Here is a 25418-nt window from a genome sequence, read left to right as displayed (position 1 = left end):
CGGGACGGGAGCGGCTGGTGCGGCCCGGATCGCCGGGGCGGGGAGCGTGCCGGGATCACCTCCGGGGGTGGTCGCCGCTCTCCCCGGGCGGGTCGTCCGAGGCCGCGTCGATCGCCGCCGCCACCGCGTGCACATGGGGCGGGCGGACGATGCCGTAGTGCGTCGTGTCGAGCCGGTGCCAGGTGCTGGGTTCCGGGAGGTGCGGGCGCCACAGCTCCCGCTGCCGCTCCGGTGCCCCGGGCGAGGGCAGCCCCGGCACCGGTCGCCCGGCCAGCCACAGCCGGCTGGGCGTGGCGCTCAGCAGCGGCATCCGGTACTCGGCCATGCTCCGCAGGTTGGCCCGGCAGCACCGGGCCAGGCGTTCGGCGTAGTCGTGGGCCTCGGGGCCGGCCGGCCCGGACCCGCCCTGGCCGAGCTCGTGTTCGAACACCGCCTGGAGCTGGGCGTCGTCGTAGCCCTGGAAGAGCGCGCCGGAACCGGGCGGCGGCGGGTCGATCAGGTGGACGCCGTGGACCGGCCTGCCGATCGCCTCCGCCTCCGCGGCCATGCCCATCACCGCCCAGGCGCCGAAGGACCATCCGGCCAGGTGCAGCCGCCGGGTGCCGTCCGCGAAGCGGGACCGCAGGGCGGCGGCGTAGCGGCGGGCCCGCTCGGCCAGCGTCCAGTCCGCGGCCCCGGGCCGTTCCAGCGCGGGATCGGCGATCAGGCAGACGGTCAGCCGGGGGCCCAGTGCCGACACCAGGGACCGGTAGGCCTGGATGTCGCCGCCGACCGGGTGCACCAGGCACAGCACGTCGCCTCCGGTGCCGTGCTGCCAGACCACCGGGACCACGTCCTCGGTGGCGACGGCCCCGGTGGGAGCCGCCTCGGACAACCGGGTGAGGATCTCGGTGAGGGAGACCCGGTGGCTGAACCGCGTGACGTCAAGCTCGACGTCGAGGTGACGTTTCACCACGCCGATCAGGTCGAGCAGGGTCAGCGAGTCGGCGCCCAGGTCGTAGAGCGGGGCGTCGGGATCGATGTGGTCGACGTCCAGCCAGTCGCACAGCCAGTCGCGGAGCAGGACGGCCGCGCTCGCGTCCGCCGCGTCGGTCGCATCGGCGTCTTCGGCGGGCACCGGTGACGTGTCGGCAGGCACGAGGGCCCGGGCGCCGGGCGCCGCGTAGAACGCGCGGGACTCGTGGAGGTCGGTGGTGGAGACCAGCACCTGCGGCAGCTGCAGTCCGACGGCCCGCGCGAACACCCGCCGGCCCTCGGCCACCGTCAGGCCGACCGAGAGGTGCGCCCGGTGGCGCGCGTCCGCCTGGGGCACACGCAGCGCCATACCGGTCTCGCTCCACACGTCCCAGTTCACGCCGAGCCGGACGGTGGACTCGGCGTCGCCGGACCGGTACTGGGCGAAGCCGTCGAGCAGGCTGTTGGCGGCCGCGTAGTCGAACTGGCCGACGCCGCCGAGCTCCGCGGACATCGAGGAGCAGTACACCGCGGTCGACGGCCGGTAGCGCTCGATCAGCTGCTCGACCAGCAGGGCGCCCTGCAGCTTGGCGGCGGAGGCCCGGCGCATCGCCCCGGCGTCGCGCCGGGTGATCATGCCGCCGCTCGCCACCCCGACGGCGTGGATCACGCCGTCGAGCCGCTCGGTGTGACGGCCGATCCGGGCCAGGACCTCCTCGGGCGTGGACTCGGCGAGGTCGGCTTCGACCAGTTCGACCCGATCGGCCCAGGGCGTCAGCTCCTCCGGCAACCGGGGGCGCCTGGCCAGCAGCAGGACCCGGGCGGCGCCGTTCTCCAGCAGCCAGGCGGCGATGCCGCGGCCGATCCCGCCGGTGCCGCCCAGGACCAGGTGCACGCCCCGGTCGGGCAGTGCGGCGGGGCCCGGGCCGGCCGTGGACACCGGCAGCATGACCTGCTCCCACCAGTGGCCTCGGCGCAGCGCCAGCCGGCGCGGGAGTCCGGCCGCGCCCTCCGTGGTCGCGTCCTCGGCGAGCAGCGCCGCCAGGGGCGCGGCCCAGTGGGCGGGGTCGGCTTCGGGGAGGTCGACCCAGTGGCCCGCCGTGGCTCCCTCCTGGGGTGCCACCTCGGCGGCGCCGGCCAGCAGGCCCGCTTCCGGCCGACCCACCGGGCCGTCCACCGGCCTCGCCCGGTAGGACAGCCACCACGGCCTGAGACGGAGTGACCCGGCGGACCCGGCGGCGGCCCGCAGCAGCGCGGCCGGCGTGTCCAGGCAGGCCCAGCCGGCCCGGGCCAGGCTGTCCCGGCCGACGGGCCCGCCGATCCCCAGCGGCAGCGCGTGCAGCCAGTCGACGCCGCCGTCGCCCGCTCCGGTGGCCGCCAGGGCGTCGAGGAGCCGGCCGAGCGAGGCGGGGTCGGCCGGGTCGACCTCGTAGGCGTCGTCGCCTCGCCGGGCGAACGCCTCGGCGGCGCGGACCCGCACCACCCGGGCATGGGTGGCCTCGAAGGCGCGGACCGCGTCCGGGGGCGCCGGTCCGTCGGTGAACAGCACCAGCAGCCGGGAGGTGGGCGCGCCGATCGCCGTGCCCGCGCGGCGCAGCCGGGCCCAGTGCGGCTGGTGCAGCCAGGCGTCCTCCGGCAGGCGCTGCGGGACGTCCGCGGCGGCCGGAACCACCGGGCGGGCCGGGTGCGGGGCCGGGGTCGCGGTGGCGCGGGGGAAGTCGAACTCCGCCAGCGCGAAGGCGGGCGGCGGGAAGTCCCACGGTGCCTGGGCGGGGCCGGCGGGCCAGTCGATCCGCGCGCCGGCCAGCCAGGCCGCGGCCGTCTCCTCGGCGGTGAGTCCTTCGCCCGGGACGGGTGCCCCGGTACGGGCCTCCTCCGCTCCCGTGTCCGTGATCGGCCCCGCGCTGCGCAGCCAGGCGACGGCGGAGGCGGCGTCGGGGCAGACCGCCGCCAGCCGTCGGCGGCGGGCGGGACGGCCCGCCTGGAGGTGGCGCAGCACCTGCGGATAGGCGGCGGGCCGGGCCTCCAGGTAGTCGGCGATCCGGGCGGCGTCGGCGCGCAGTCCCGCCTCGCTGCTGCTGGAGAGCAGCAGGCAGGGAGCCGCGGCGGTGTCCGACGCCGCCGCGGCCGCCGTCCCCGGGGCCGGCCGGTCGGCCTCCAGCACGGCGTGGGCGTTGGTGCCGCCGATCCCGAAGCTGCTCACCGCCGCGATGCGGTCCCGGTCGGCGGGCCAGGGCCGGGCCTCGGTGGGGATGTAGAACGGCGTGGGGTCGGCGCCGAGCTGCGGGTTGAGGGCGTGGAAGCCGATGTTGGGCGGGATCACGCCGTGGTGGACGGCGAGCGCGGCCCGTACCAGTCCGACCACTCCGGCCGCCGCCCCCAGGTGTCCGATCTGGCTCTTGACCGAGGTCAGCGCGCAGTGGCCGGAGCGGTCCAGGTCGAAGGCCTGGCGCAGGGCTCCGACCTCGACCGGGTCGCCGAGCCGGGTGGCGGTGCCGTGGGCCTCGACGTAGCCGAGGTCGGCGCCGCTGCGGCCGCTGCGGCGCAGGGCGGCGCGGATCACCTCGCGTTGCCCGGCGAGCGAGGGGGCGCTGTAACTCAGCTTGTCGGAGCCGTCGTTGTTCAGCGCCGAGCCGGTGATCAGGGCGTAGACGGTGTCGCCGTCGCGGCGGGCCAGGCGGAGCGGCTTGAGCACCACCACGCCGACGCCGCTGGCGCCGATGGTGCCGCTCGCGTCGTCGCTGAAGGGCCGGCAGCGGCCGTCCACGGAGAAGATGTGCTGCGGCTGGTAGCGGTATCCGTCGGTCAGGGTGGGGTCGACCAGGACTCCGCCGGCCAGCATCACCTCGGCGTCGCCCTGGCGCAGCATCCCGGCGGCGACGTGGACGGCCACCAGGGAACTGGCGCAGGCCGCCTGGGCGGTGAAGGCCGGGCCGGTCAGCCCCAGGTGGTAGGCGGCCTTGGTGGCGAGGAAGTCCTTGTCGTGGTGCAGGGCCAACTGGAAGCCGTCGGGCAGGCGTTCGGGGTCGGCCTCGCGGAGCATGGACTGGAAGTAGGTGTTCTCGCCGGCGCCGGCGACCAGGCCGACGCGCAGGCCCGACGGGTCGGCGATCCCGGCGTGTGCCAGTGCCTCGACACAGCTCATCAGCAGGTGCCGTTGCTGGGGGTCCATCAGCCGGGCCTCCGGCCGGCTGATGCCGAAGTGCTCCGGGTCGAAGTCCAGTGGGCCGTCCAACTGGCTGCGCGCCCCGACCAGGCCGTCGGCGGCGTCGAAGAGTTCGATGCCGGTGCCGCCCGTGGTGACCATCCGCCAGAACGCGGAGAGGTCGGGCGCGCCCGGGAGCCGGACCGCCATGCCGACGACCGCGATCGGCTCGTCCACGGCGGGCGGGGTGGCCTCGGCGGGCGGGGCGGTCACAGCGGGCGGGGCAGTCACAGCGGGCGGGGTGGCCACGGCGGGCGGGTCGGTGGCGGCGGCCGGCGCGGGCCGGTCCAGGAAGGCGGCCAGCGCCCGTACGGTGACGTGTTCGAAGAGGTCGGCGACGGTGAAGCGCAGGGCCGCTTCGGTGGTGCAGTGGAGGTGGAAGCGCATCAGGGCCAGGCTGGAGGCTCCGGCGTCGAAGAAGGTCTGTCCCGGGTCGATCGTCAGACCGGTGACCGTCTCGAACGCCTCGGTCAGCAGGGCTTCGCGTGCCGTCAGGCCGGCCGCGCGGGCCGTCGGCCGGCGCAGTTCCCGCCCGGCGGAGCGCAGCGCGCCCCGGCGGTCCAGCTTGCCGCTGGGGGTCCTGGGCAGCTCCTCCACGACCCGAAAGCGGGCGATCCGGACGTGTCCCGGCAGCAGCGGCGCCAGGTGGGCGGTGAGGTCCTCGGCGGTGGGCGCCTCGCCGCGGCACTGCAGGCAGGCCACCAGCTCGCCGCCGTCGGGGGCCACCACGGCGTTGACGACGTCCGGGTGCCGCAGCAGGGCCGCCTCGACCTGTCCCGGTTCGAGCCGGTGTCCGCTGAGCTTGATCTGGTCGTCGTCGCGGCCGAGGAAGTGCAGCCGGCCCTGCCGGTCGAACCGGGCCCGGTCGCCGCTGCGGTAGCGCAGGCCGAGGCCGGGCAGCTCGACGAAGCGCGTGTCGTTGAGCTGGGGGTCCCCGAGGTAACAGCGCTCCACCATGGTGCCGCCGATCAGCAGGGCGCCGGCCCGGCCGGGGGGAACGGGCTCGTCGGCCTCGTCGACCACCGTGAGCACCGCGCCGGCCACCGGCCGGCCGATGGCGGGGCGCTCCGGCCACCGGGACGGGTCGCCGTCCAGGCACATGCTGCTCACCACGTGGGTCTCGGTCGGGCCGTAGTGGTTGAACAGCCGTGCGCCGGGCAGGCCGGCGAACCAGCGGCGGATCGCGTCGGTGCACACCAGTTGCTCGCCGGCGGTGACCACCTCCCGCAGCCGGGACGGGTAGCGGCCCAGGTGGACGGCGTGCTCGGCGAGGAGCTGGAGTGCGACGTAGGGCATGAAGACGCGCTCGATCCCGGCCGTCTCCAGCTGCTCCAGCAGTGCGGGGGCGTCCTGGCGCCAGCCGGGCCGCACCAGGTGCAGGCAGCCGCCGCCGCACAGCGTCCCGAAGACCTCCTGGAAGGACACGTCGAAGGAGAGCATGGAGAACTGCTGGGTGGCCGCCGGGGCCGCCAGTCCTCCCGACTCGGCCTGCCACTGCAGCAGGTTGGCCAGGGTGCGGTCGGACACCTGCACGCCCTTGGGGACACCGGTGGAGCCCGAGGTGAACAGGGTGTAGAGCGGACGGGCTCCGCGGTGCGCCGGGGCGGTGGCGGGTGCGGGTGCCGTGGTGAGGGGTGACAGCACCACCGGGTGGCGTGCGACGCGGCCCTGGTCGACGGCGTCGAACTCCGGGTCACCGCCCGGTGGGAGCAGCACGCACAGCGGCTCCGCCTGGTCCAGCACCTGTCGGCGCAGGGTGGGCGGGTAGGACGGGTCCAGCGGCACGATGGTCACGTTGAGCCGGGCCAGTGCCAGCAGCGCCACCACGTGCTCGACCGACGGCCGCAGGTGCAGCGCGACGCGGCACGGGCGGTCGTCCTCCTCCGGCAGCGGGTGGGCGGCCCGCAGTTCGGCGGCGAGCGCCGCCGCGTGGGCGTCGAGTTCGGCGTAACTCAGCGACCGGCCTTCGGACTTCAGGGCCGGCGCGGCGGGTGTGCGCGCGACCTGCCGGGCGAAGCCCTCGGCCACCGTCGTCCAGGCGAGCGCCGGCGAGGCGCCGCGGCCGGGTTCCGGCAGTCCGCGGCGGTAGGGTGCCGCGAGCTGGGCCGGGGTCGCCGTCCCACCGTCGGCGAGCAGGTCCAGGCCGCGCCGGAACAGGCCCGCCATGGCCGCCACCTCGGCGGCGTCGAAGCGGTCGTCGGCGTACTCCCACAGGCAGTCGAGCCCGCCCTCGTGCTCGACCACGGACAGCGTCATCGGGCACTTGGCCTCGGCCGGGGCCCACCACAGCGGGCGGGAGGCGCAGCCGGGCAGGGCCAGCGCGGCGAAGTCGGTGTTCTCCAGGACGAAGAGGTAGTCGAAGGGGATGTCGCCGCCGGCCGGCTCCCGGTCGGCCAGGACGTCGGCCAGCGCCACGTCCTGGCGGTCCAGCACCCGGCGGGCGTCGGCGCCCAGGCGCAGCAGCTGGCCGCGCAGGTCCTCCCGGGGCGCGACGGCCTGCGGCAGCAGCACGGTGTTGGCGAACATGCCGACGCTCGCCTCGAACGCCTGGACCGGCCGGTTGGCCACCGGGGCGGCGATCCGCGGCCGGGCCGCGCCGGTCACCCCGTACAGGCTCCAGGCGAAGACGCCGAGCAGCAACTCGAAGCGGGTCATGCCCAGTTCGGCGCAGATCCGGTCCACGGCGGCGCGCCGTACGACGTCCAGCGAGGTGTGCAGCAGGCGGGCCGCGGAGGCGGGCCGGGGGCCGGCCGGGTCCCTCGGGTCGTGGTCGAGCGCCTCCTGGTCGGGCGAGTCGTCCGTCCGGGCGTAGTGGGCCCGCAGTTCGGCACGCTGGGCCTGGTAGGCGGGGCCAGCGAACCAGTCGGCCTGCCAGGCGGCGTAGTCGAGCGGGGTGGGCGCCGGGGCGCCGTCCGTGGGGCGCGCGGCCTCGGCGGCGCCGTCGTGCGCGTGCCGGTAGCCGGTCGACAGGTCGGCCAGCAGGACGTTGAGCGACCAGCCGTCGACGGCGATGTGGTGCAGGTGGAGCAGCAGCACCCCGCCGCCGTCCCGGGGCAGCCAGCGGGCGCGCAGCATCCGGGGGCGCGCCAGGTCGAACGACGCGGCGAAGAAACGATTCTCCTCGGCGCGGGCACCGTCCTCGGCGCGGGCACCGTCCTCGCCGCCGACCCCGACCTCCTCCGGGGAGCAGTCGGGTTCGGGTTCGGTCCACGGGTCGTACGGCTCCCCGACCAGCTGGCGCAGGCCCTCGGGCGCGGCCAGGAAGGCGGTGCGCAGGGCCGCGTGCCGCCGCACCAGCTCCCGCAGCGAGTCCCGCAGGGCGTCGACGTCGACCGCGCCGTCCAGCCGGAAGGCCAGCTCCACCGCGTACGCCCGGGAGCGCGGCGCCCGCTGCTGCAGCAGCCACAGGCGCTGCTGCTCGCTGGTGGCGGGCGCCGAGCGCGCCCGGGTGGGGGCGGGCGGCACCGGGTAGGGCGAGCCGGCGGCCGGCCCGGCCTGCGCCACGGCCCGGGCGATCCCGGCCACGTCCCCGGTCAGGACGCGGACCTGGGGCAGTTCGCAGCCCCAGCGCCGGCGCACCTCGAAGCGCAGCCGCAGCGCCTTGAGCGAGTCCCCGCCGGAGGCGATCCAGCGGTCGTCCAGCCGCAGGTCCGGCACCCCGAGCACCTCGGCCGCCAGGGCCAGCACCTCGCGCTGCCGGTCGGTGGTGGCCTCGGCGCCCGCGCGATCGCTCTCCGGACGGCGCCAGGGCCGGTCCTCGCGGCGCAGCAGGGCGGCCTGGTCGACCTTGCCGTTGGCGGTCAGCGGGAGCGCGTCCACCAGGTGGATGTGATGCGGCCTCATGTAGCCGGGCAGCCCGGCCGCCAGATGGCGGTCGAACTCCTCGAACGGGACGTCCTCGCCGAGGACGACGTACGCCAGCAGCTCGTTCGGGCCGTGCTCCCCGGCCCTGCGGGTGCAGACGTACGCCTGCCGCACCGCCGGGTGCCCGAGGATCTGCCGCTCCAGCTCGCCGGGCTCGATCCGGAAGCCGCGGACCTTCACCTGGCGGTCGGCGCGCCCGACGTACTCGATCAGGCCGTCGGCGTCGGCGCGCACCAGGTCCCCGGTGCGGTAGTGCGTCGTACGGCCGTCGTCGTACCAGGGCAGCCGGACGAAGCGGCGCTCCGTCTCCTCGGGCAGGTTGCGGTAGCCGGCCGCCAGACCGGCACCGGACAGGAGGAGTTCGGCCACCTCGCCGGGCGCCGCGGCCCGGTCGCCGTCCGGGACGACCAGCACGGCCCCGGTCTGCGGCAGCGCCCGCCCGATCGGGACCACCTCCCCGTCGAAGTCGCGCGGGACGGGGTGGCACAGCGCGAAGGTGGTGCCCTCGGTGGGGCCGTAGACGTTGTGCAGCCGGGTGGGGGCCGTCGCGTTGTGCCGGTACCAGCGGCGGATCAGCCGGGCGTTCAGCTGCTCGCCGCCGACCAGCAGCTGTCCGACCCCGGCGAAGCAGGACGGCTCCGTGTCCACCACCGCGTTGAACAGGGCCACCGTGACGAAGGCCGTGTCGATGCGCTCCCGCAGCAGGGCGGCCGCCAGCCGGTGCGGCGTCTGGACGGCTTCGTCACCGAGGACGACGCAGCAGCCGCCGGTCAACAGCGGCACCCAGACCTCGAAGCTGAGGGCGTCGAACGCCGGATTGGACAGGCAGGAGTAGCGGGCCCCCTCCTCGATGCGGATGTACCCCGGGGCGGCCAGCCGCAGGATCCCGGCGTCCCGCACCTCCACGCCCTTGGGGCGGCCCGTGGTGCCCGAGGTGTAGAAGAGGAAGGACACCGGTGCCCCGGTGGAGACCGTGTCGTCGTCGGCCGGTCCGGCGGCGAGCAGCGCCGCCGCCTCCAGCGCGAGCAGCCCGCCCGGCAGGTCGTCGGGTGCCGTCCCTCCGTGGACCACTGCCACGCTGCCCGAGTCGGTCAGGATGTGGCGCCGGCGGTCCGCCGGGCTCTGCGCGTCCAGCGGGACGACCTGGGCGCCGAGCCGCAGGACGCCCAGCATGACGCAGACCAGCTGCCAGGAGCGCGGCAGGCAGACCGCCACCGCCTGGCCGGGACGGACGCCGGCGCGGCGCAGCCCGTGGGCCACCGCCGCGGCGGCGGCGTTCAGGCCGGTGTAGTCCAGCCGCACGTCGCCGTCGACCAGCGCGTCCGCACGGGGGGTGCGCAGGGCCTGCTCGTGCACGGCCCGGGCCAGGCCGGTGGCCGGGGGCGTGGCGGGTACGGCGCTCTCGGCGCGCATCAGGCCTCCACGGCGGGCTCGGCGGACGGCTGTCCATGCGGCGGGGGCACCGGGAACCGGTCCAGTTCGGCGGCGATCAGCTCGGCTATCCGGGGCACCGCCGCGCTCTCCAGCAGGTCCCAGTGGCCGCCGGCGACCGGCTCGACCAGCAGGCCGCCGCCGGCCCGCCGCTGCCAGAACGCGCGTACCTCCAGCGCCTGTTGCCGCTGTTCCTGTTGCGGCTGTTCCTGGTGCTGCTGTTCCTGTTGCCGCTGTTCCTGCTCCTCGGGCCCGTCCCCGGCGGCCTCGACCAGCACCAGCCGGGCCGGTGAGGGCGGCGCCTGGTAGTCGCGGGCGGTCATCCGGTTGTGGTTGTAGATCCGGAAGTACCGCTCGATCTGCTCGTCCTCGATCCCCGGGTACATCCCGTTGAACCGGACGAGCTTGTCGCGGAACTCCGCCATCGGCACCGGCTCGATCGAGGCGAGCCGCTCCGCGTCCTCGGTGCCGTGGGTGTCGAGCAGCACCACGCTGAACCGGGTGTGCCCGGCCAGGGCCAGCCGGCGCCCCATCTCGTGGGCGACCAGGCCGCCGTAGGAGAGCCCGCACAGCACCAGCGTCTCGTCCGGCCGGGGGTCGACCAGGGCCAGGTACCGCTCCGCCATGGCCTCGACGGTGGGCAGCGGCGTCTCCCCGGGGTTGATCCCGGGCGACTGCACCCCGAGGACGCCGACCCGCTCGGGCAGTGCCGCGGCCAGCGGCAGGTAGCAGAAGGCGGTGCCGCCGGCCGGATGGACGCAGACCACCCGCTGCCGGCCGTCCCCCGCGCGGAACTCGACCAGGCTGCCGTCCGGTGCGCCCGCCGCGGTGCCCGACGCCCCCGCCCGGATCCGTTCGGCCAGGGCCTCGATGGTCGGGTTACGCACGATCTCGCGGATCGGCAGGGTCTCGCCGAACTCCTCGCGGACGGCCAGGGCCACCTTGATGGCGGAGATCGAGGTGCCGCCCAGCTCGAAGAAGTCGTCGGATATCCCGATGCCGGGATGGAGCAGCACCCGCCGCCAGATGGTGTGCAGCGCCATCTCCACGTGGTCCCGCGGGCTCGCCGTGTTGACCTGGGTACGGGTCGCCGAGCGGGCGGCGTCCAGCAGCGCCGCGCGGTCCAGCTTGCCGCTGCGGTTGAGCGGCAGCCGCGGCAGTTCGACGAACAGCGCGGGGATCATGTAGTCCGGCAGCCGCCGCGCCAGGGCGGCGCGCCACTCGTGCGGTCGGCGCGGCCGCGCGTCGTCCCGGCCCTCGCCCAGGTCCTCGTCCCGGCCCTCCCCCAGGCCCTCGCCCAGGACCACGCCCGCCACCAGATGCGGCTCGCCCGTGGCGTCGCGGTCGGCCAGCACCGCCGCCTCCCGCACACCGGGCAGGGCCAGCAGCGCGGCCTCCACCTCCCCCGGCTCGATCCGAAAGCCGCGTAGCTTGATCTGGTCGTCGGCGCGGCCGAGGTACTGGGCGTTGCCGTCCGGGAGCCAGCGGGCGAGGTCCCCGGTGCGGTAGAGGCGTTCACCGGGCACGAAGGGGTCGTCGAGGAACCGCTCGGCGGTCAGGTCCGGGCGGTGCAGGTAGCCCCGGGCGAGGCTCGCCCCGCCGAGGTGGACCTCGCCGGTCACCCCGGTCGGCACCGGCCGCAGCCGGCGGTCGAGCAGGTAGAGGCGGGTGTTGTCCAGGGGGCGGCCGATCGGGCAGGGCCGGTCCAGCGGCTGCGGGTCGGTGTAGGCGGTGCTGTAGAGGGTGGCCTCGGTGGGCCCGTAGCCGTAGCAGACGCGCAGGCCCGGCAGCGCCTGCCGGAGGCGGTGCAGCGCCCGCTCCGGGAGGGGCTCGACTCCGGTGAGCAGCTGACGGAGCGCCAGCCCGGCCAGGCGGGCCCCGGGGCCCTCGTCGATCCACGTGACGTAGGACGGTGGCAGGAAGGCCTGTACGACGCGGTGCTCGCGCATCCAGGCCAGCAGTTCCTCCGGGTCGCCGCGCAGTTCCTCGGGGACCAGGTGGAGCACGGCGCCGGTGGTGAGCGGCAGCAGCAACTCGTGCACCGAGGCGTCGAATCCGATGCTCGACCAGGCGGAGGCCGCCTCGCCGGGGGTGGCGCCGAACCGCGCCAGCCAGGTGTCGAGGAGGTTGGTGACGCTGCCCCTGGTCACCGCCACGCCCTTGGGGCGGCCGGTGGAGCCCGAGGTGTAGATGACGTAGGCGAGCTGCGACGGCCCGGCCGTGACCTCCGGCGCGTCGTCGCGCCGTGCCTCGGCCTCGACCGCGCGCAGGGAGTGCCGGCCCTCGGACGGGAGTTCGGCGCCGTCGGCATCGCTGAGCACCAGGGCCGGCACCGCGTCCTCGACCATCGCGGCCAGCCGCTCGACCGGCTGCCCCGGGTCCAGCGGCAGGTAGGCGGCGCCCGCCTTGAGGATGCCGAGGACGCCCACGACCAGCTCGGTCGAGCGTCCGGAGTGCAGGCCGACGACCTGGTCCGGGCCGACGCCGCGGGCGATCAGCGCGTGCGCCAGCCGGTTGGCGCGCCGGTCCAGCTCGGCGTAGTCGAGCCGCTCCCCCGCGCAGACCAGGGCCGGAGCGGTGGGGCGGGTCCGCACCTGGGCCTGGAAGCGCTCGACCAACCCGGCCGGGGCCTCGTCCCGGTCGTCGGAGTGGGCACGGTCGGCGCGGTCGGCTCCGCTCCAGTGCGACAGGACCAGGCGGCGCTCCTCCTCGTCCATCAGCTCCAGGTCGTCCACGCCCAGGTCGGGCCGGTCGACCAGCTGGGTCAACACCCGGCGCAGATAGCCCGCGTAGCGCTCGACCGTCCGGTGGTCGAACAGCGCGCAGGCGTAGTCCAGGTACCCGGTCACCCGGCCGTCCTCCTCCTCGGCCAACGACAGGGCCAGGTCGAACTTGGCCGCGGCGTAAGGGATCGGGAACGGCTCGACCTCGATCCCGGGCAGGTCCAGCGCGCCGTTCCGGGAGGGCTGCCAGGCGAGCATGGTCTGGAACAGCGGCGTGTGGGCGGTGCTGCGCGGCGGGTTGACCAGCTCCACCACCTGCTCGAACGGCAGGTCCTGGTGCTGCAGGGCGGCCCGCAGCGCGGCGCGCGTCTGCTTCAGCAGGGCCGATCCGGTCGGCGAGTCCGCCAGATCGACCCGTACGGCGAGGGAGTTGACGAAGAAGCCGACCAGCTCGGAGAAGCCGCCGCGGCGGCGGTTCGCGCTCGGGACGCCGACGACGATGTCGCTCTGGCCCGTCAACCGCGACAGCACCACGGACCACCCGGCCAGCACGGCCGTGAACAGCGTGGCGCCCTGCTGCCGCGCGAGCTCCTTGAGGGCGGTGCCGAGCTCGGCGTCGACGAGGACCGGCACCCGGCCGCCGCGGTAGTCCTGTTCCGGCGGGCGGGGGCGGTCGGTGGGCAGTTCGAGCAGGGTCGGCGCGCCGGCGAGCGCCGCCCGCCAGTGGGCGGCCTGCACCGCGGGTTCGTCCCCGGCCGCCCACGCGCGCTGCCAGCGGATGTAGTCGGCGTACTGCAGGGACAGCGGCGGCAGCGGGGAGTCCGCGCCGTCACGGAAGGCCGTGTACAGCGTTCCGACCTCGCGCAGGATCACGTTCATGGACCAGCCGTCGAACACCGTGTGGTGCAGTGTCAGCAGCAGCACGTGGTGCTCCTCGGCCAGGGCGATCAGCCGGCCGCGCGCCAGCGGGCCCCGGCCCAGGTCGAACGGCGTCTCGGCCTCCGCCCGCTGCAGGGCGGCGACGCGCGCCCCGGCGTCCGGGAGCCCGGTCAGATCTTCCGTCAGCAGGGCGTAGCCGGAGTCGGGCGGACCGACCAGCTGGTGGACGGCGCCCCCGGTGGCGACCAGCCGGGTGCGCAGCACCTCGTGCCGGGAGACCAGTTCGTCGAACGCCCGGGCGAGCACCGCGCGGTCCAGCGGCCCGCGCAGGGCGAAGGCCAGGGTCTCGTTGTACGCCGTGTCGGCGCCGTCCAGTTGTGCCAGCATCCAGAGCCGCCGCTGCCCCGGCGACAGCTCCGGGAGCGGGCTTCCGGCCGCCGCCGGGTCGTCGCCCCGCCGCGCGGGAGGCGCGTCCGCCTGGTCGGTGGTGGTGCCGTGGGGCTGGTGCGTCTGCGACAAAGCCGGACCTTTCCAGGGGAGGGTCACTGCAGGGATCGACGGCGCAGTGGGGGCGGCGGTGCGTGGCGGCAGCGGGTCGGTGACCCGGCGGTACGGAGGGATCGCCTCGATCGGTGCCCGGTCAGACCGCTTCGACCACGCACCGGGCTCTGGGATGACGGGTGGTCGGCACCCGTCGGGGCATGGGCGAACCGGGGCAGCGCACAGGGGTGCCGGTGAGGCCGGCGATGACGAACCGCAGTGGATCTACGGCCATGGGTGCCTAGTTAAGATGACTAATTCGGCCGGGGCAAGAGTTCGGATCTTCTTCCCCGTCCGAACGTTCGTCTCCGGACACGACCGGCGGAGACCGGCTCGACCTTGACCGGAATCGTTCGCCGAGGGCGCCCCGGCCCCCGGGGCGGGCCGGAGCGCACCGGGGCGGACCAGGGCAGAACAGGCCGGATCCGCCGAGCCGGCGGGCCTACTTGGCGAAGCGGACCTCCGGATGGGCCGCCGAGGGCCCGTCCAGCAGCCGGCCCGGGCGGTCGAGCAGGTGCCGGTCGAAGAACGCGCCGAGGTAGGCCCGGGTGGCGGCGAGCGCGCGGTCGCCCTTGATGCTGCCGTACTGCTCCGCGAGGCCCTCGGGCGGCAGTCGGTCGCGGATGCCGAGGGCGTCCACCAGCCAGTGCACGTCGCAGAACGACAGGTGTCCGGCCTCCGGCAGGTCCAGCCAGCGCTTCCAGCCGGTCAGGTGCCGCCAGGCCTCGTCCCAGTTCGCCGTCGGGGACTGGCCGGCGTGGCGCTGCGCGCCCAGCAGCAGCACCGGGCGGGAGAGGCCGTCGGCCGGGAGCGGGACGAAGAAGTCGCCGTCCAGGTTGGCGGCGGCGCGGATCCGTCCGTCCTGGCGCATCGCCTCGACGGCGCTCGCGCCGCCGATGGAGTGGCCGGCCGCGCCGATCCGGTCGCGGTCGATCCGCAGGCCTCGGACCAGGCCGGGCCCGGGCGCGGTCAGTCGGTCGATCAGGAAACCGATGTCCTTCGCCCGGCTGCGGATCACCTCGGCCGCCAGCCGGTCGTCCACCTTGTCGCAGATCAGGCAGGCCTCGATCCGCCCGTCGGGGAACTGCAGGGCCGTCTCGTAGGTGTGGTCCAGCGCGGCCACCGCGTAGCCCCGGGCCGCGAGGTCCTCGGCGAGGGCGGTGAGCGAGGAGCGGTCGTAGCCGAAGCCGGGCGAGAGCACGACCAGCGGGTGCCGCCCGGGCGCCGGCACCGTGCGGGCCCTGACCCCCGTGCGCACGGCGGCGAGGTCCGGGGTGCCGTACTGGGCGGTGGACATCTCCGGGGAGAGGTACGGCAGTTGCTCGCCGCGCGCGGACTGCGCCGGGTACCAGAGGGTGGCCATCAGTTCGCGCGTGGCGGCGTCCGGCCGCCAGGGGTCGGGCCGGCCGGTGTCCACCAGGTGGACCGAGGTGGCGCCGATCGGGCGGCGCGTGGTGGGCGCGGGCACCCGCACCTCGGCCGCCTCGCCGGCGGGCGAGCCCGACAGGGCTGATGAGCCCGACGAAGCCGATGAAGCCGATGAAGCCGACGAAGCCGAAGAGGCCGCGGCGGAGGGCGGCGGTGCGGCGGCCGGGGAGACGGCCGACGCGGTCTGCGGGCCGGCCAGCGAGAGGAGGGCGGCCATGGGTACGGCGAACCGGGCGGCGTTCCGCCACCGGGGAGTTGTCGACATGACGCCACGTTAGGTTCGCGGCCGGCGCCGGCGCGTCCTGCCCGCGACGTAACCGGCTCAGCCGCTGGTCGGACCCGCCGCGCCGGACGGACCCCGCCGCTCGGGCGGAGCGGCCTCCACCCTGAGCGGGCGGGTGGGTCCGGAAATGTGCGACCAGGAGCGGATCACGGACTCCGCCCCCGGCCGCATCCCCCCGCGCGGTACGCGCTGTCGGTCGGCTCCGACCCGGCCTGCCCTCAGGCCGACGGCGACGACTGCCTCCGTTGCAGCCACAGCCCCGTGAGGGACACGGCCACGGTGAGCGCCAGCGCCAGCAGGGCGTCGACGCGCGAGTCCGCCAGGACGATCATCACCGTGTACAGCCCGAGGAGCGCGAGCAGCGCCGCCCAGGTGAGCCCCGGGAACAGCCAGACGCCGGTGCCGGGGACGGGCCGTCGCCCGTCGGCGCGGTCCTGACGGCCGAGCACCAGGTGGGCCGCGGCGATGCCGATCCAGGTGACGTAGACGGTGTCGCCGGTGATGTCGACGAGCCGGCTGAAGGCGGTCGTCGGGTGGAAGACCTGCAGGAGCAGGCAGAGCGCCGCGAGCGCGGAGGTGAACAGGATCGCCGTGTGCGGTGCCCCGCGCCGGGAGATCCGGGCGAAGAGCGACGGCGCGTCGCGGTCCCGGGCGAGCGCGAACAGCATCCGGGAGCTGGCGTAGACCTGGGAGTTCATCGTGGAGAGCATCGCCGCGAACAGCACGATGTTCAGCACGGTGGACGCCCCGGGCATGCCGAGGTAGTCGAGGGTGGCGGCGAACGGGCTCTCGCCGACGGCGGCACTGTTCCAGGGCAGCAGCAGGACGACCACGGACAGCGAGCCGAGGTAGAAGACGGTGACCCGCCACATGATCGTCCGGGTGCTCTTGCGGATCGCGGCGGCGGCGTCCTCGGCCTCGCCGGCGGCGATGGTCACGATCTCCGTACCGGAGAAGGAGAACATCGCACCGGAGGTGGCGATCACGACACCGCTGAGGCCCATCGGGAGGAAGCCCCCCTGGCCCAGCAGGTTCCCGGTGCCGGGCGCGGGCGTGCCCGGCAGCAGGCCGGCGACCGCGACCAGGCCGACGGCGATGAACAGGGCGATCACCGCGACCTTGACCCACACCACCCAGAACTCCATCTCGCCGTAGGCGCGCACGGAGACGAGGTTGACGGCGGTCACCGTGCCGAGCATCACCAGGGCGACCAGCCAGACCGGGAGGGCCGGGAGCCAGCCGTGCACGATCTGCCCGGCCGCGATGGATTCGATGCACATGCCCAGCGGCCAGCCGACCCAGTAGATCCAGCCGCTGGCGAACCCGGCCCAGCGGCCGAACGCCAGTCGGCCGTACACCGCGAAGGCGCCGGTGTCGGGGCGGGTCACGGACATCTCGGCGAGCATCCGCATGACGACCACGACGATGGCGGCCGTCAGGGCGTAGGCGATCAGGACGCCCGGGCCCGCTTGCTGGATGCTCACGCCCGAGCCGACGAACAGCCCGGCGCCGACCGCGCCGCCGATGCTGATCATGGTCATGTGGCGGCTGAGCAGGCTCCGCGACAGCTGCGGTCCGCCGCCCGCCGCGCGATCCTGCCCGGGCGCGCGATCCTGCCCGGAGGCCGGGCCGCCGTCACCGTCGCGCAGCGTTCCGGCGCCCCCGCGTCCCTCGGTGTCGCTCACGACTGCGGCTCCACTCTCGGTTGGGCGTCCGCCGGGCCGTCCGTCTGGCCATCCGTCCGGGCGTTCACCTGGGCCAGCAGCGCGCGGAACAGCGGCAGCCGCAGCTCGGAGTCCGGCTCGAGCGCCTCCGGGTGCCACTGGACGCCGACGGTCCAGGCCGCCTGCGGGTCGCCGGACGCCTCGACGGCTTCCACGCACCCGTCGTCGGCGCGGGCCGACACCCGCAGTCCGTCGCCCACCCGGTCGACCGCCTGGTGGTGCCCGGAGGCCACCGGGATCCGGTCGCGCCCGAACGCCTCGGCCACCGCGCTGTCGGCCGACAGCGCGACGTCGTGGACGGCCCACTCGATGCCGGGCTCCGGGTTGTGCGTGACCGGGGTCGGCGCCATGTCGACGTGGAGGCTTCCCCCGCGCAGGATGTTGAGCAGCTGCATGCCGCGGCAGATCCCGAGCATCGGCCGCCGGTGCTCCAGGGCGTACCGGACCACCGCGGCGTCCAGCCCGTCCTGTACGGGGTTGACGTCGTACAGCGACGGGTGGTCGGAGTCGGCACCGTACAGGGCCGGGTCGACGTCCCCTCCGCCGGGGACGACGAAGCCAGCGCAGCCGGCGAGTCGCTCGTCCAGCGGGCTGTCCGCGGAGTCCGGCCGCAGCAGGACGGGCTCGGCGCCGGCGGCCCGGACCAGGCCGACGACCTCGTCGAAGATGCGGTTCGCCTCGCCGATGCGCACGTCGGCGTCCGGGGCGTCGCCGTCGCTGAGGCGTACGGGTATCCCGATGAGGGGTGCCGGGTGGTCGGTGACGCTCATAGGCTCTCCTGTTGAGCAGCTTGCGGATGAGATGCGAAATCTAGAAGATAGATTTCATGGATGGCAAGGGGTGGACTCAACACATCGAGCCGGTGCGTTCTGCGGGGGCCGCGGAGGCCATCGCCCGCCGGCTCGGCGAACTGATCGGCGCGCGGATCCTCGTCGGGGGTGACCGCCTACCGCCGGAGAAGACCCTGGCCGAGCTGTTCGGGGTCGCCGTGATGACGGTCCGCCACTCGATGGCGGTGCTGCGCGAGGACGGCCTGATCGAGACGCGGCGCGGCCACGGGGCCGGCACCTACGTCGTCCCCGACATCCTCACCCGCATCGGCGAACTGACCGCCCTCCACCCGTACACGCTCGCCGACATCGAGGAGCTGACGGCCTGGCGGATCGCCGTGTCCGGAGAGGCCTCCGCCCGGGCCGCCCGGCGGGCCTCCGAAGCGGGACTGGCCCGGATGCGCGAGCTGGAGGCCGCCGCCGACGCGGCCCTCGCCGACGCGGAGGCCTACCGCACGGCGGACGCCGGACTCCACCTGCACATCGCCGAACTCTCCGGCTCCAAGCGCCTGTTGGAGGCCGAGCAGGGGATCCAGCACGAGCTGACCCGGCTGCTCGCCAACCACCCCGGCGGCACCGAGGCCCGCAGCACCCCCGACCAGCGCCACCGCGCCCTCGCCGCCGCGATCGAGGACCGCGACCCGGCCCGGGCCCGCGAACAGTTCACCGTCCACGCCGAGGCCACCGCGGACCTCTTCCTCCCCTTCGTCCAGCAGCCGCCCAGCCCCGCCTGACGGACCGGCGACCGCCGCCCGGTACCCAGGTGCTCGCGCCGCCGCGCGCTCCGGCGCCGATCCCGTGCGGCGTACGGACGCGTGCGGCGTGCGGGCGCTGCGGCGTACGGGCGCGCGCGGGCCTCGTGCGCGCGCCCTCCCCCGGGCCGGAGCCGCCTCCCCTGCGCCGCCCGGTCTCCGACGGTCCGGTCAGCGCCGCCCGTCCCACAGGAGCCGTTCGGGCCGGGCCGGGTCCTGGCGGACGGCGGGCGCGGTGGCGTCCAGGAACATGACGGACCGGCCGGGCAGGTAGGCGGGCCAGGGCGGCAGATGGCCGTCGGTGGGGCGGCCGTGGCGGGCGAAGGACGTCCAGGCGCCGCGGATCCGGTCGGACAGCAGCGGATGGGCCGACGGGTCCGTCAGCGGGTCGTGCGGGTTCCCGAACACGGAGCCGAGCTCCGCCATGTGGCAAGCGCCGAGGGCGCCGTCCAGGGCCGGGGAGGGCTGGGTGTACTCGTAGACGTAGGTGTCCGCGCCGTGGGCGGCGCGGCCCTCCGCGATGCGGACCGCCGGCACCCGGTAGCCGTGGTCGGTCATCACGGCCGAGAACAGGTCGGCGGCGCCGGCCCGCGGCCGGGCCTCGGCGTAGCCGGCCCGCGCGGCCGCGGGCTCCAGCCCGAGGGCGCCGAGGAAGCCGTGCAGGAAGCCGTCGTCGATGCGGTCCGCCATGCCGAGCGGCACCAGGAACAGGCGGAACTCCTCGGCGGTGACGCCCGTGAGCAGGTCCAGCCGGCGGCCCGCACCGGCGGCGACGGCGTCGACGGGGCGCTCGGGCAGCGTCGCCGTCCCGGCCACCGGCAGGACGGTCGTGCCGCCTCCCGCGGACTCGCCCCACTGGCCCGGATCGGTACTGCGGGCGATCTCCTGGGCGAGCCGGGCGTCGGCCGCGATCAACTCCCGCGGTGGGACGGCGGCGAGGGCCTCGACGGTGCACTCGACGCCGGCGAGCGCGGCCAGGCGCTCGGTGATGCGGCGCGCGGTCTCGGGCGAGTGCGCGTGGTGCCCGGCCCCGCTCTGGGTGATGGCCCGCCGGAACAGGCCCTCGGCCCGGGGCATCGCCATCAGCGCGGTGATGCCGATCGCCCCGGCCGACTGCCCGAAGACGGTCACGTTGCCGGGGTCGCCGCCGAACTCGGCGATGTTGTCGCGCACCCATTCCAGCGCGGCGATCTGGTCCAGGAGGCCGAGGTTGGCCGCGCCGTCGGGCAGCAGCAGGAAGCCCTCCGCGCCCAGCCGGTAGTTGAGGGTGACGCAGACGACGCCGTCCCGGGCGAGGACGGAGCCGTCGTAGGTGGGCAGCGAGCCGGACCCGTTGCGGAAGGCGCCGCCGTGGATCCACACCATGACGGGCAGCCCTTCGCCTGACCGGTGCGGCGAGGGCGTCCAGACGTTGAGGTTGAGACAGTCCTCGCCCTGGGGGCCCGCCTCGACCAGCAGCCCCGCCATGGCGGGGCCGTAGCCCGGCTGCGGCGCGCTCGGGCCGTGGACGAGCGCGTCGCGCACGCCGTTCCACGGCTCGGCAGCCCGCGGCGCCCGCATCCGGTTCGCGCCGAACGGCGGTGCCGCGTACGGGATGCCGAGGAAGGACGCGACGCCGTCGTGGAGACGACCGCGGACCTGACCGTGACGGGTGCCGGCTATGACGTTGCTCATCGGGACGTCCAGTTTCGGAAGGGTTTCGGGAGGTTCGGGCGGTAGGAGCCTTCCTCCTGCTCGGCACGGCCGCAACCGAATTCCCGCTGCCCGGCCCGCCGGGCCACCCCTCACCTGGCGCGGGTCTCAGAAGCCGGAGAGCGCGTCCAGCAGGTCCTGGAGCAGGGCATCGTCGACGGGCCGGGCGGCGGTTCGACCGGGGACGGCCCCCGGACTGCGGGTCAGGGGCGAGCGGCGCGGCGGATGACGAGCATGTCCCGGGTGTGGCCGATGGCGAAGCCGCCGGGCTCTCCCCGGCGACCGGAGGCCCCCCGGTTAATCGGTGGCCCGGGCCTCGCGGCCGCTCCTACAGTGTCCGCCGGATCAAGAACGCCCAGGGAGCCGGACATGCGTGTGCACTACCCCCGGACGCCGCATCTGCCCTGGTCACCGGGCGCCGCGGCGGACGACGTACGGACCGGGGACCTGTCCGCGCTGGCCGGCGCCGAGGTCGTCGTCACCGAGAAGCTGGACGGCGAGAACACCACCCTCTACCGCGACGGCCTGCACGCCCGCTCGCTGGACTCCGCCCACCACCCCTCCCGCGCCTGGGTGAAGGGCCTCCAGGGCCGGATCGCCCCGCGCATCCCGGACGGCTGGCGGATCTGCGGCGAGAACCTGTTCGCCCGGCACTCGATCCCGTACACCGACCTGGAGAGCTGGTTCTACGGCTTCTCGGTCTGGACGGGCGGGACAGGCGGGACAGGCGGAACGGGCGGCGCGACGGGCGGGACAGGCGGGTCCGACGGCGGGGACCACTGCCTGGACTGGGACGACACCGTCCGCTTCCTGCGCCGCCTCGGCATCCCCACCCCCCGGGTGCTGTGGCGCGGCCGCTACGACGAACGGGCCCTGCGCGCCCTGCGGTTGGACCTCGACCGCCAGGAGGGGTACGTGGTGCGGACCGTCCGGGGCTTCCCCCGGGCCGAGTTCGGCGAGCGGGTCGCCAAGTGGGTGCGCCCGCGGCACGTACGCACCGACACCCACTGGATGCACGCCGCGGTGGTGGAGAACGGGCTCGGCCCTGGCGCGGCGCTCTGGGCCGTACGGTCCGGTGCGCTGCCCGAACCCCCCGCCCTCGCAGCCGCCCTGGAGCTCCCCGAACTCACCTGCCCGCCCGAGGAGCTGGCCCAGGTGTCGGCCCGACTGGACGAACTGAGCCGGGGCGGCGACGCCCGGCTGGCCGGCGTGCTCGCCACCGCGCTGCGCACCGCCCCCCGCCAGTCGCTGGCCGCTCGGCTGGCCGGGCCGCTCGGCCTGCCGCTGGCCCGGCGGGTCGCCGACCTGGTCGGGCTGCACCCGGCCCTCCAGCGGCCCTACCCGGACGAGGAGCGCCGCGCCGGGCTGGTCAGGCTCTCGGCCGCCGCCGACCTCGGGGTGCTGCACGCCGTCGCCGCGACCGCCGCCCCCGGCCGGGCGGAGCGCGAGCTGGTCGCCTGGTCGGCGCTGTACGCCGAGGACGCCGGGCTGCTCGACCAGGCGCCGCTCGCCCCGCTGCGGGCCGGCCTGCGCGAGGCGCTGGCCGGCCTGGACCGCGACGCCGCCGACCGCTGCTGGGCCCAGGCCCGCGAGGCGTACGCCCTGGGAAGGATCGCCACCGCCGAGGAGGCCGTGGCGGCCACCTGGCGCTGGCGCGACGGCCGCTTCCCCCGGCTGGTCCACCTCTGCGGCCCCTCCGGCAGCGGCAAGAGCAGCTTCGCCGCGGGGCTCGGCGGCGTGGCCGCCCGGATCAGCCTGGACGACCTGCGTGCCGCCCGGGGCTCGCGCGCCGACCAGCGCGACAACGCCGAGGTGCTGCGCGCCGGGCTGGCCCGACTGGAGGCCGCCCTGGTTCCCGGCGACCCCACCGGGCCCACCGCCGTCTGGGACGCCACCTCGCTCAACCGACAGCAGCGCTCCCTCGTCCACGCCGTCGCCCAACGCCGCGACGCCCTGGTCACCCAGGTCGTGCCGGTGGTCGGCGCGGAGGAGCTGCTGCGCCGCAACGCCGTCCGGCCGCACCCGGTGCCCGCCGAGGTGCTCGCCTCGCAACTGCACCGCTACGGCCCGCCGTACCCCGGCCAGGCGCACCGCACCTGGTACGTCGGCCCCGGTGGCACGGTGGAGGACACCGCGGGCACGCTCGACGAGCAGGAGGACTGATGCGCCCCATCGAACAGATCTGCCAGCGCATCCGCTGGGACGCCCGCTTCGACCCGGCCCGGTTCACCCTGGGCGTGCGCCAGCGCGACGACCGCACCGAGCGCGTCCCGCTGGAGGCCTTCACCGCCTCCGGCGAGATCCCCTGGCACCGGGTGCACTGGGTCGAGGCGGACGGCGTACGGGTCTGGGACCGCACCTCGGGCGTCGACCTGCTCGACCGCACCGAGGCCGGGCGCCGCACCGACCCGCCCCGGCTGCCCGCGCCCTTCTTCACCGCGACCACCCCGTACGCCTGGCACCCGGACGGCGGCTGGCGGCCCGCGGAGGCCGGTCCGCGGGCCCCGACGGCCCCCTGCCTGCGCGTGGTCACCTGGAACACCCTCTGGGACCGCTACGACACCGACCGCATCGCCACCGCCCGCCGCAGGCCCCTGCTGCTCGCCGCGCTGGCGGCCGCCGACGCCGACGTCATCGCCCTCCAGGAGGTCGAGCCCGCCCTGGTCATGCTGCTGCTGGCGGCGCCCTGGGTCCGCGCCGGATACACCCTGGGCGCCGACCCCATGGGGCCTGAGGTCGACGACCACGGCCTGCTGCTGCTCAGCCGGCTGCCGGTGCTGGCGGCCGGACGGCACGCGCTGGGCCCGCACAAGGCCGTCACCGCCCTCTCGGTACGGACCGCCGGCGGACCGCTGACCGTCGCCGCCGTCCACCTCAGCAGCGACCACTCACCGGACGGCGCCGGCCGGCGCCGGGCCGAACTCGCCCGACTGGCCGAGGGCCTGGCCGGGGTCGAGGGCGAGCTGCTGCTGCTCGGGGACTTCAACGACGCCCGCTCCGACGCCTCGGGACCGGCCGCCGCGCTCGGCCTGCGGGACGCCTGGAGCGAGGTGCGCGGGCCCGCCGACGACACCCCGACCTTCGACCCGACGGCCAACCCGCTCGCCGCGGTCTCCTCACTGACCGGCCGGCCGGGCCGCCTGGACCGCGTCCTGCACCGCGGCGACGGCACCCACGCCACCGCCGCCGTCCTGCTCGGCGACCGCCCGGCCGAGGACGGGCTCCTCCCCTCCGACCACTACGGCGTGGCCGTCGACCTCGTGCTCGACGGCGAGGGCTCCGCCGGCCGCCCACCGGGCGTCCTGGACGCCGCGCCCACCGCCCGCACCGCCGTCGCCTGGCTGCCGCCCGAGGAGCTGTGGCCGCCGATCCAGCGGCTGCGCGAGGCGTACGACCCGCAGCTGCGCCGCTGGCCCCCGCACGTCGACCTGCTTTTCGGCTTCGTCCCGGAGGCCGAGTTCGACCGCGCCCTGCCGCTGCTGGGCGCGGCGGCCGCCGAGGTGGCGCCGTTCACCGCGCGGCTGGAGGGCGTGCACACCTTCGGGCACCGCGAGGACGCCACCGTCTGGCTGGACCCGGCCGCCGCGTCCCCCGCCCCGTGGGCGGCGCTGCGGCACGCGCTGGAGCGGCGCTTCCCCCGCTGCCGCGGCCGGGCGGAGGGCTTCACCCCGCATCTGACCCTCGGGCGCAGCGAGGACCCGCAGCGCGCGGCCGCCGACTGCGCGGCCCGGCTCACCGCGGTCCCGGCCCGGGTCGGCGAGCTGGTGGTGCTCTCCCGTCGGGGCGCCGAGCCGATGCGCCCGCGCGCGGTGGTCTCGCTGGGGACGGGCGAGGTGCGGACGGTGCCCGAGCAGCCGATCGCCTCGCCCGCCCCGGAGTCGGCCCGACACACCGACACCGCCCGGGCGTTGGCCCGGCGCGTCGCGGCGGCCCTGCCGGAGGGCGTGGTGCACACGGTCGGCTCCCGGCGGCTGGGCTGCCAGCTCGACGGAGGGGACCTGGACCTGGTGGTCGCGCTGCCCGGCGCCGCCGACCTGCCCGCCGTCCGCGCCCGGGTGGCGGCCGCGCTGCCGCGGGCCCGGGGGCTGCGCGAGGTGCGCGGCGCCCGGGTGCCGGGGCTTCGACTGGCCGCCGACGGCCTGTCGGTCGACCTCGTGGTGGTCTTCACCGGCGCGCTCGATCCGGCCCTGGCCGTCGACCGTCGTGCCGATCTGGGCGAGGCCGAGGCCGTCGCGCTGAGCGCGGTCACGGACGCCGAGGCGATCCTCACGGCGCTCGGCGACCGCCGCGCCCGCTTCGTCCGGTTGGCGCGCCAGGTCAAGGCCTGGGCCCGGGCGCGCGGTCTGGACTCCGCGCCCTTCGGTCAACTGCCTTCGCTCGCCTGGTCGGTGCTGGCCGCGCGGACCGTCCTGGACGCGACCGACGACCCAGAGGACGACCTCTTCCCGCGCTTCACCGAGACCTGGGCGAGCTGGGACTGGCGCCGGCCCGTCGCCCTCACCGGCGACCCGACGCCGCCCTCCTCGGGCCCGCTCACCGTCCTCACCCCCTCCGCCCCGGTCCGCAGCTGCACCACCCAGGTCGGCGCGGAGGTGCGCGACCTGCTCGCCGAGGAGCTCTACCTCGCCTGGGAACTGACCGCCGAGGCCACCGAGGCCGGTGAGGCCGCCGAAGCCCCCTGGCCGGCCCTGCTCGCCGCGCCCCCGCTGCACCGCCGGCACGCCGCCTGGGCCGTGGTCGGCACCGACGAGGAGTCACTCGGCCTGGTCCGGGGCCGCATCCGCGCCCTGCTGACCGCCCTGGAGGAGGCCGGGGCCACCCGGCTGCACGCCTGGCCGCACCCGTACCGGACCGCCGACGGCCGCGTCCACCTCCCGATCGGCCTCGGCCCCGCCCCGCTCCCCGCCGCCCGGATCGCCCCGCTCGCCAAGGCCTGGTCCCGGAGCCTGCCCGGTGTCCGGGTCGAGTACGTCGACGGCGGCGGCGTCCCCACCCCGACCCGCTGAACCACCGGACGCCCCCGGCCCACTGAACCACCGGACGCCACGGCCCGCCGGACCCGTCCCGATCGCCCGCACGACGCCCGCCCGAGGAACCACACCGATCAGCCGAA

General features: G+C 76.0%; 9 protein-coding genes. 3 read left to right on the top strand and 6 right to left on the bottom strand.

Annotation, left to right across the window (positions count from 1 at the left end; genetic code table 11):
- Window positions 1-55: 55 nt before the first annotated feature.
- From ACZ5OX_RS20030 to ACZ5OX_RS20010, 5 genes are all read right to left on the bottom strand, one after another.
- Window positions 56-9436 (bottom strand): amino acid adenylation domain-containing protein, encoded by a 9381-nt coding sequence (locus ACZ5OX_RS20030; protein ID WP_465631565.1) that lies wholly within the window; start codon window positions 9434-9436, stop codon window positions 56-58.
- Entirely contained in the window at window positions 9436-13575 is a 4140-nt protein-coding gene (locus ACZ5OX_RS20025; RefSeq protein WP_465631564.1) for a non-ribosomal peptide synthetase, read from the bottom strand. The genes ACZ5OX_RS20030 and ACZ5OX_RS20025 overlap by 1 nt, the downstream gene beginning before the upstream one ends.
- Window positions 13576-14038: 463 nt before the next feature.
- Complete coding sequence (locus ACZ5OX_RS20020; RefSeq protein ID WP_465631562.1) at window positions 14039-15289, bottom strand: alpha/beta hydrolase family protein; 1251 nt, start codon at window positions 15287-15289, stop codon at window positions 14039-14041.
- Window positions 15290-15525: 236 nt separating this feature from the next.
- A complete protein-coding gene (locus ACZ5OX_RS20015; RefSeq protein ID WP_465631560.1) occupies window positions 15526-16992 on the bottom strand; it encodes an amino acid permease in 1467 nt (488 codons plus the stop codon).
- Window positions 16989-17801 (bottom strand): gamma-glutamyl-gamma-aminobutyrate hydrolase family protein, encoded by an 813-nt coding sequence (locus ACZ5OX_RS20010; protein ID WP_465631558.1) that lies wholly within the window; start codon window positions 17799-17801, stop codon window positions 16989-16991. The genes ACZ5OX_RS20015 and ACZ5OX_RS20010 overlap by 4 nt, the downstream gene beginning before the upstream one ends.
- 56 nt (window positions 17802-17857) lie before the next feature.
- On the opposite strand from ACZ5OX_RS20010, the gene ACZ5OX_RS20005 reads away from it, so the two are divergent.
- On the top strand, window positions 17858-18595 hold the full coding sequence (locus tag ACZ5OX_RS20005) for a FadR/GntR family transcriptional regulator (protein WP_465631556.1): 738 nt from the start codon (window positions 17858-17860) through the stop codon (window positions 18593-18595).
- Between the two features lie 189 nt (window positions 18596-18784).
- Here ACZ5OX_RS20005 and ACZ5OX_RS20000 read toward each other — a convergent pair whose 3' ends face one another.
- The gene (locus tag ACZ5OX_RS20000; RefSeq protein WP_465631554.1) at window positions 18785-20287 is read right to left on the bottom strand and encodes a carboxylesterase/lipase family protein; all 1503 of its coding nucleotides are present in this window, start codon (window positions 20285-20287) and stop codon (window positions 18785-18787) included.
- Window positions 20288-20674: 387 nt separating this feature from the next.
- Between ACZ5OX_RS20000 and ACZ5OX_RS19995 the strand changes: the two genes are divergently transcribed.
- Both ACZ5OX_RS19995 and ACZ5OX_RS19990 read left to right on the top strand, forming a co-directional pair.
- Window positions 20675-22468, top strand: coding sequence for an RNA ligase family protein (locus tag ACZ5OX_RS19995; RefSeq protein WP_465631552.1), 1794 nt, complete (start codon window positions 20675-20677; stop codon window positions 22466-22468).
- The gene (locus ACZ5OX_RS19990) at window positions 22468-25311 is read left to right on the top strand and encodes an RNA repair domain-containing protein (protein WP_465631550.1); all 2844 of its coding nucleotides are present in this window, start codon (window positions 22468-22470) and stop codon (window positions 25309-25311) included. The genes ACZ5OX_RS19995 and ACZ5OX_RS19990 overlap by 1 nt, the downstream gene beginning before the upstream one ends.
- Window positions 25312-25418 lie beyond the last annotated feature (107 nt).

Source organism: Kitasatospora sp. NPDC032121, assembly GCF_055580145.1.
The sequence above is the reverse complement of the archived record's forward strand: the minus strand, read 5'-3'. Positions and strand labels throughout refer to the sequence as shown.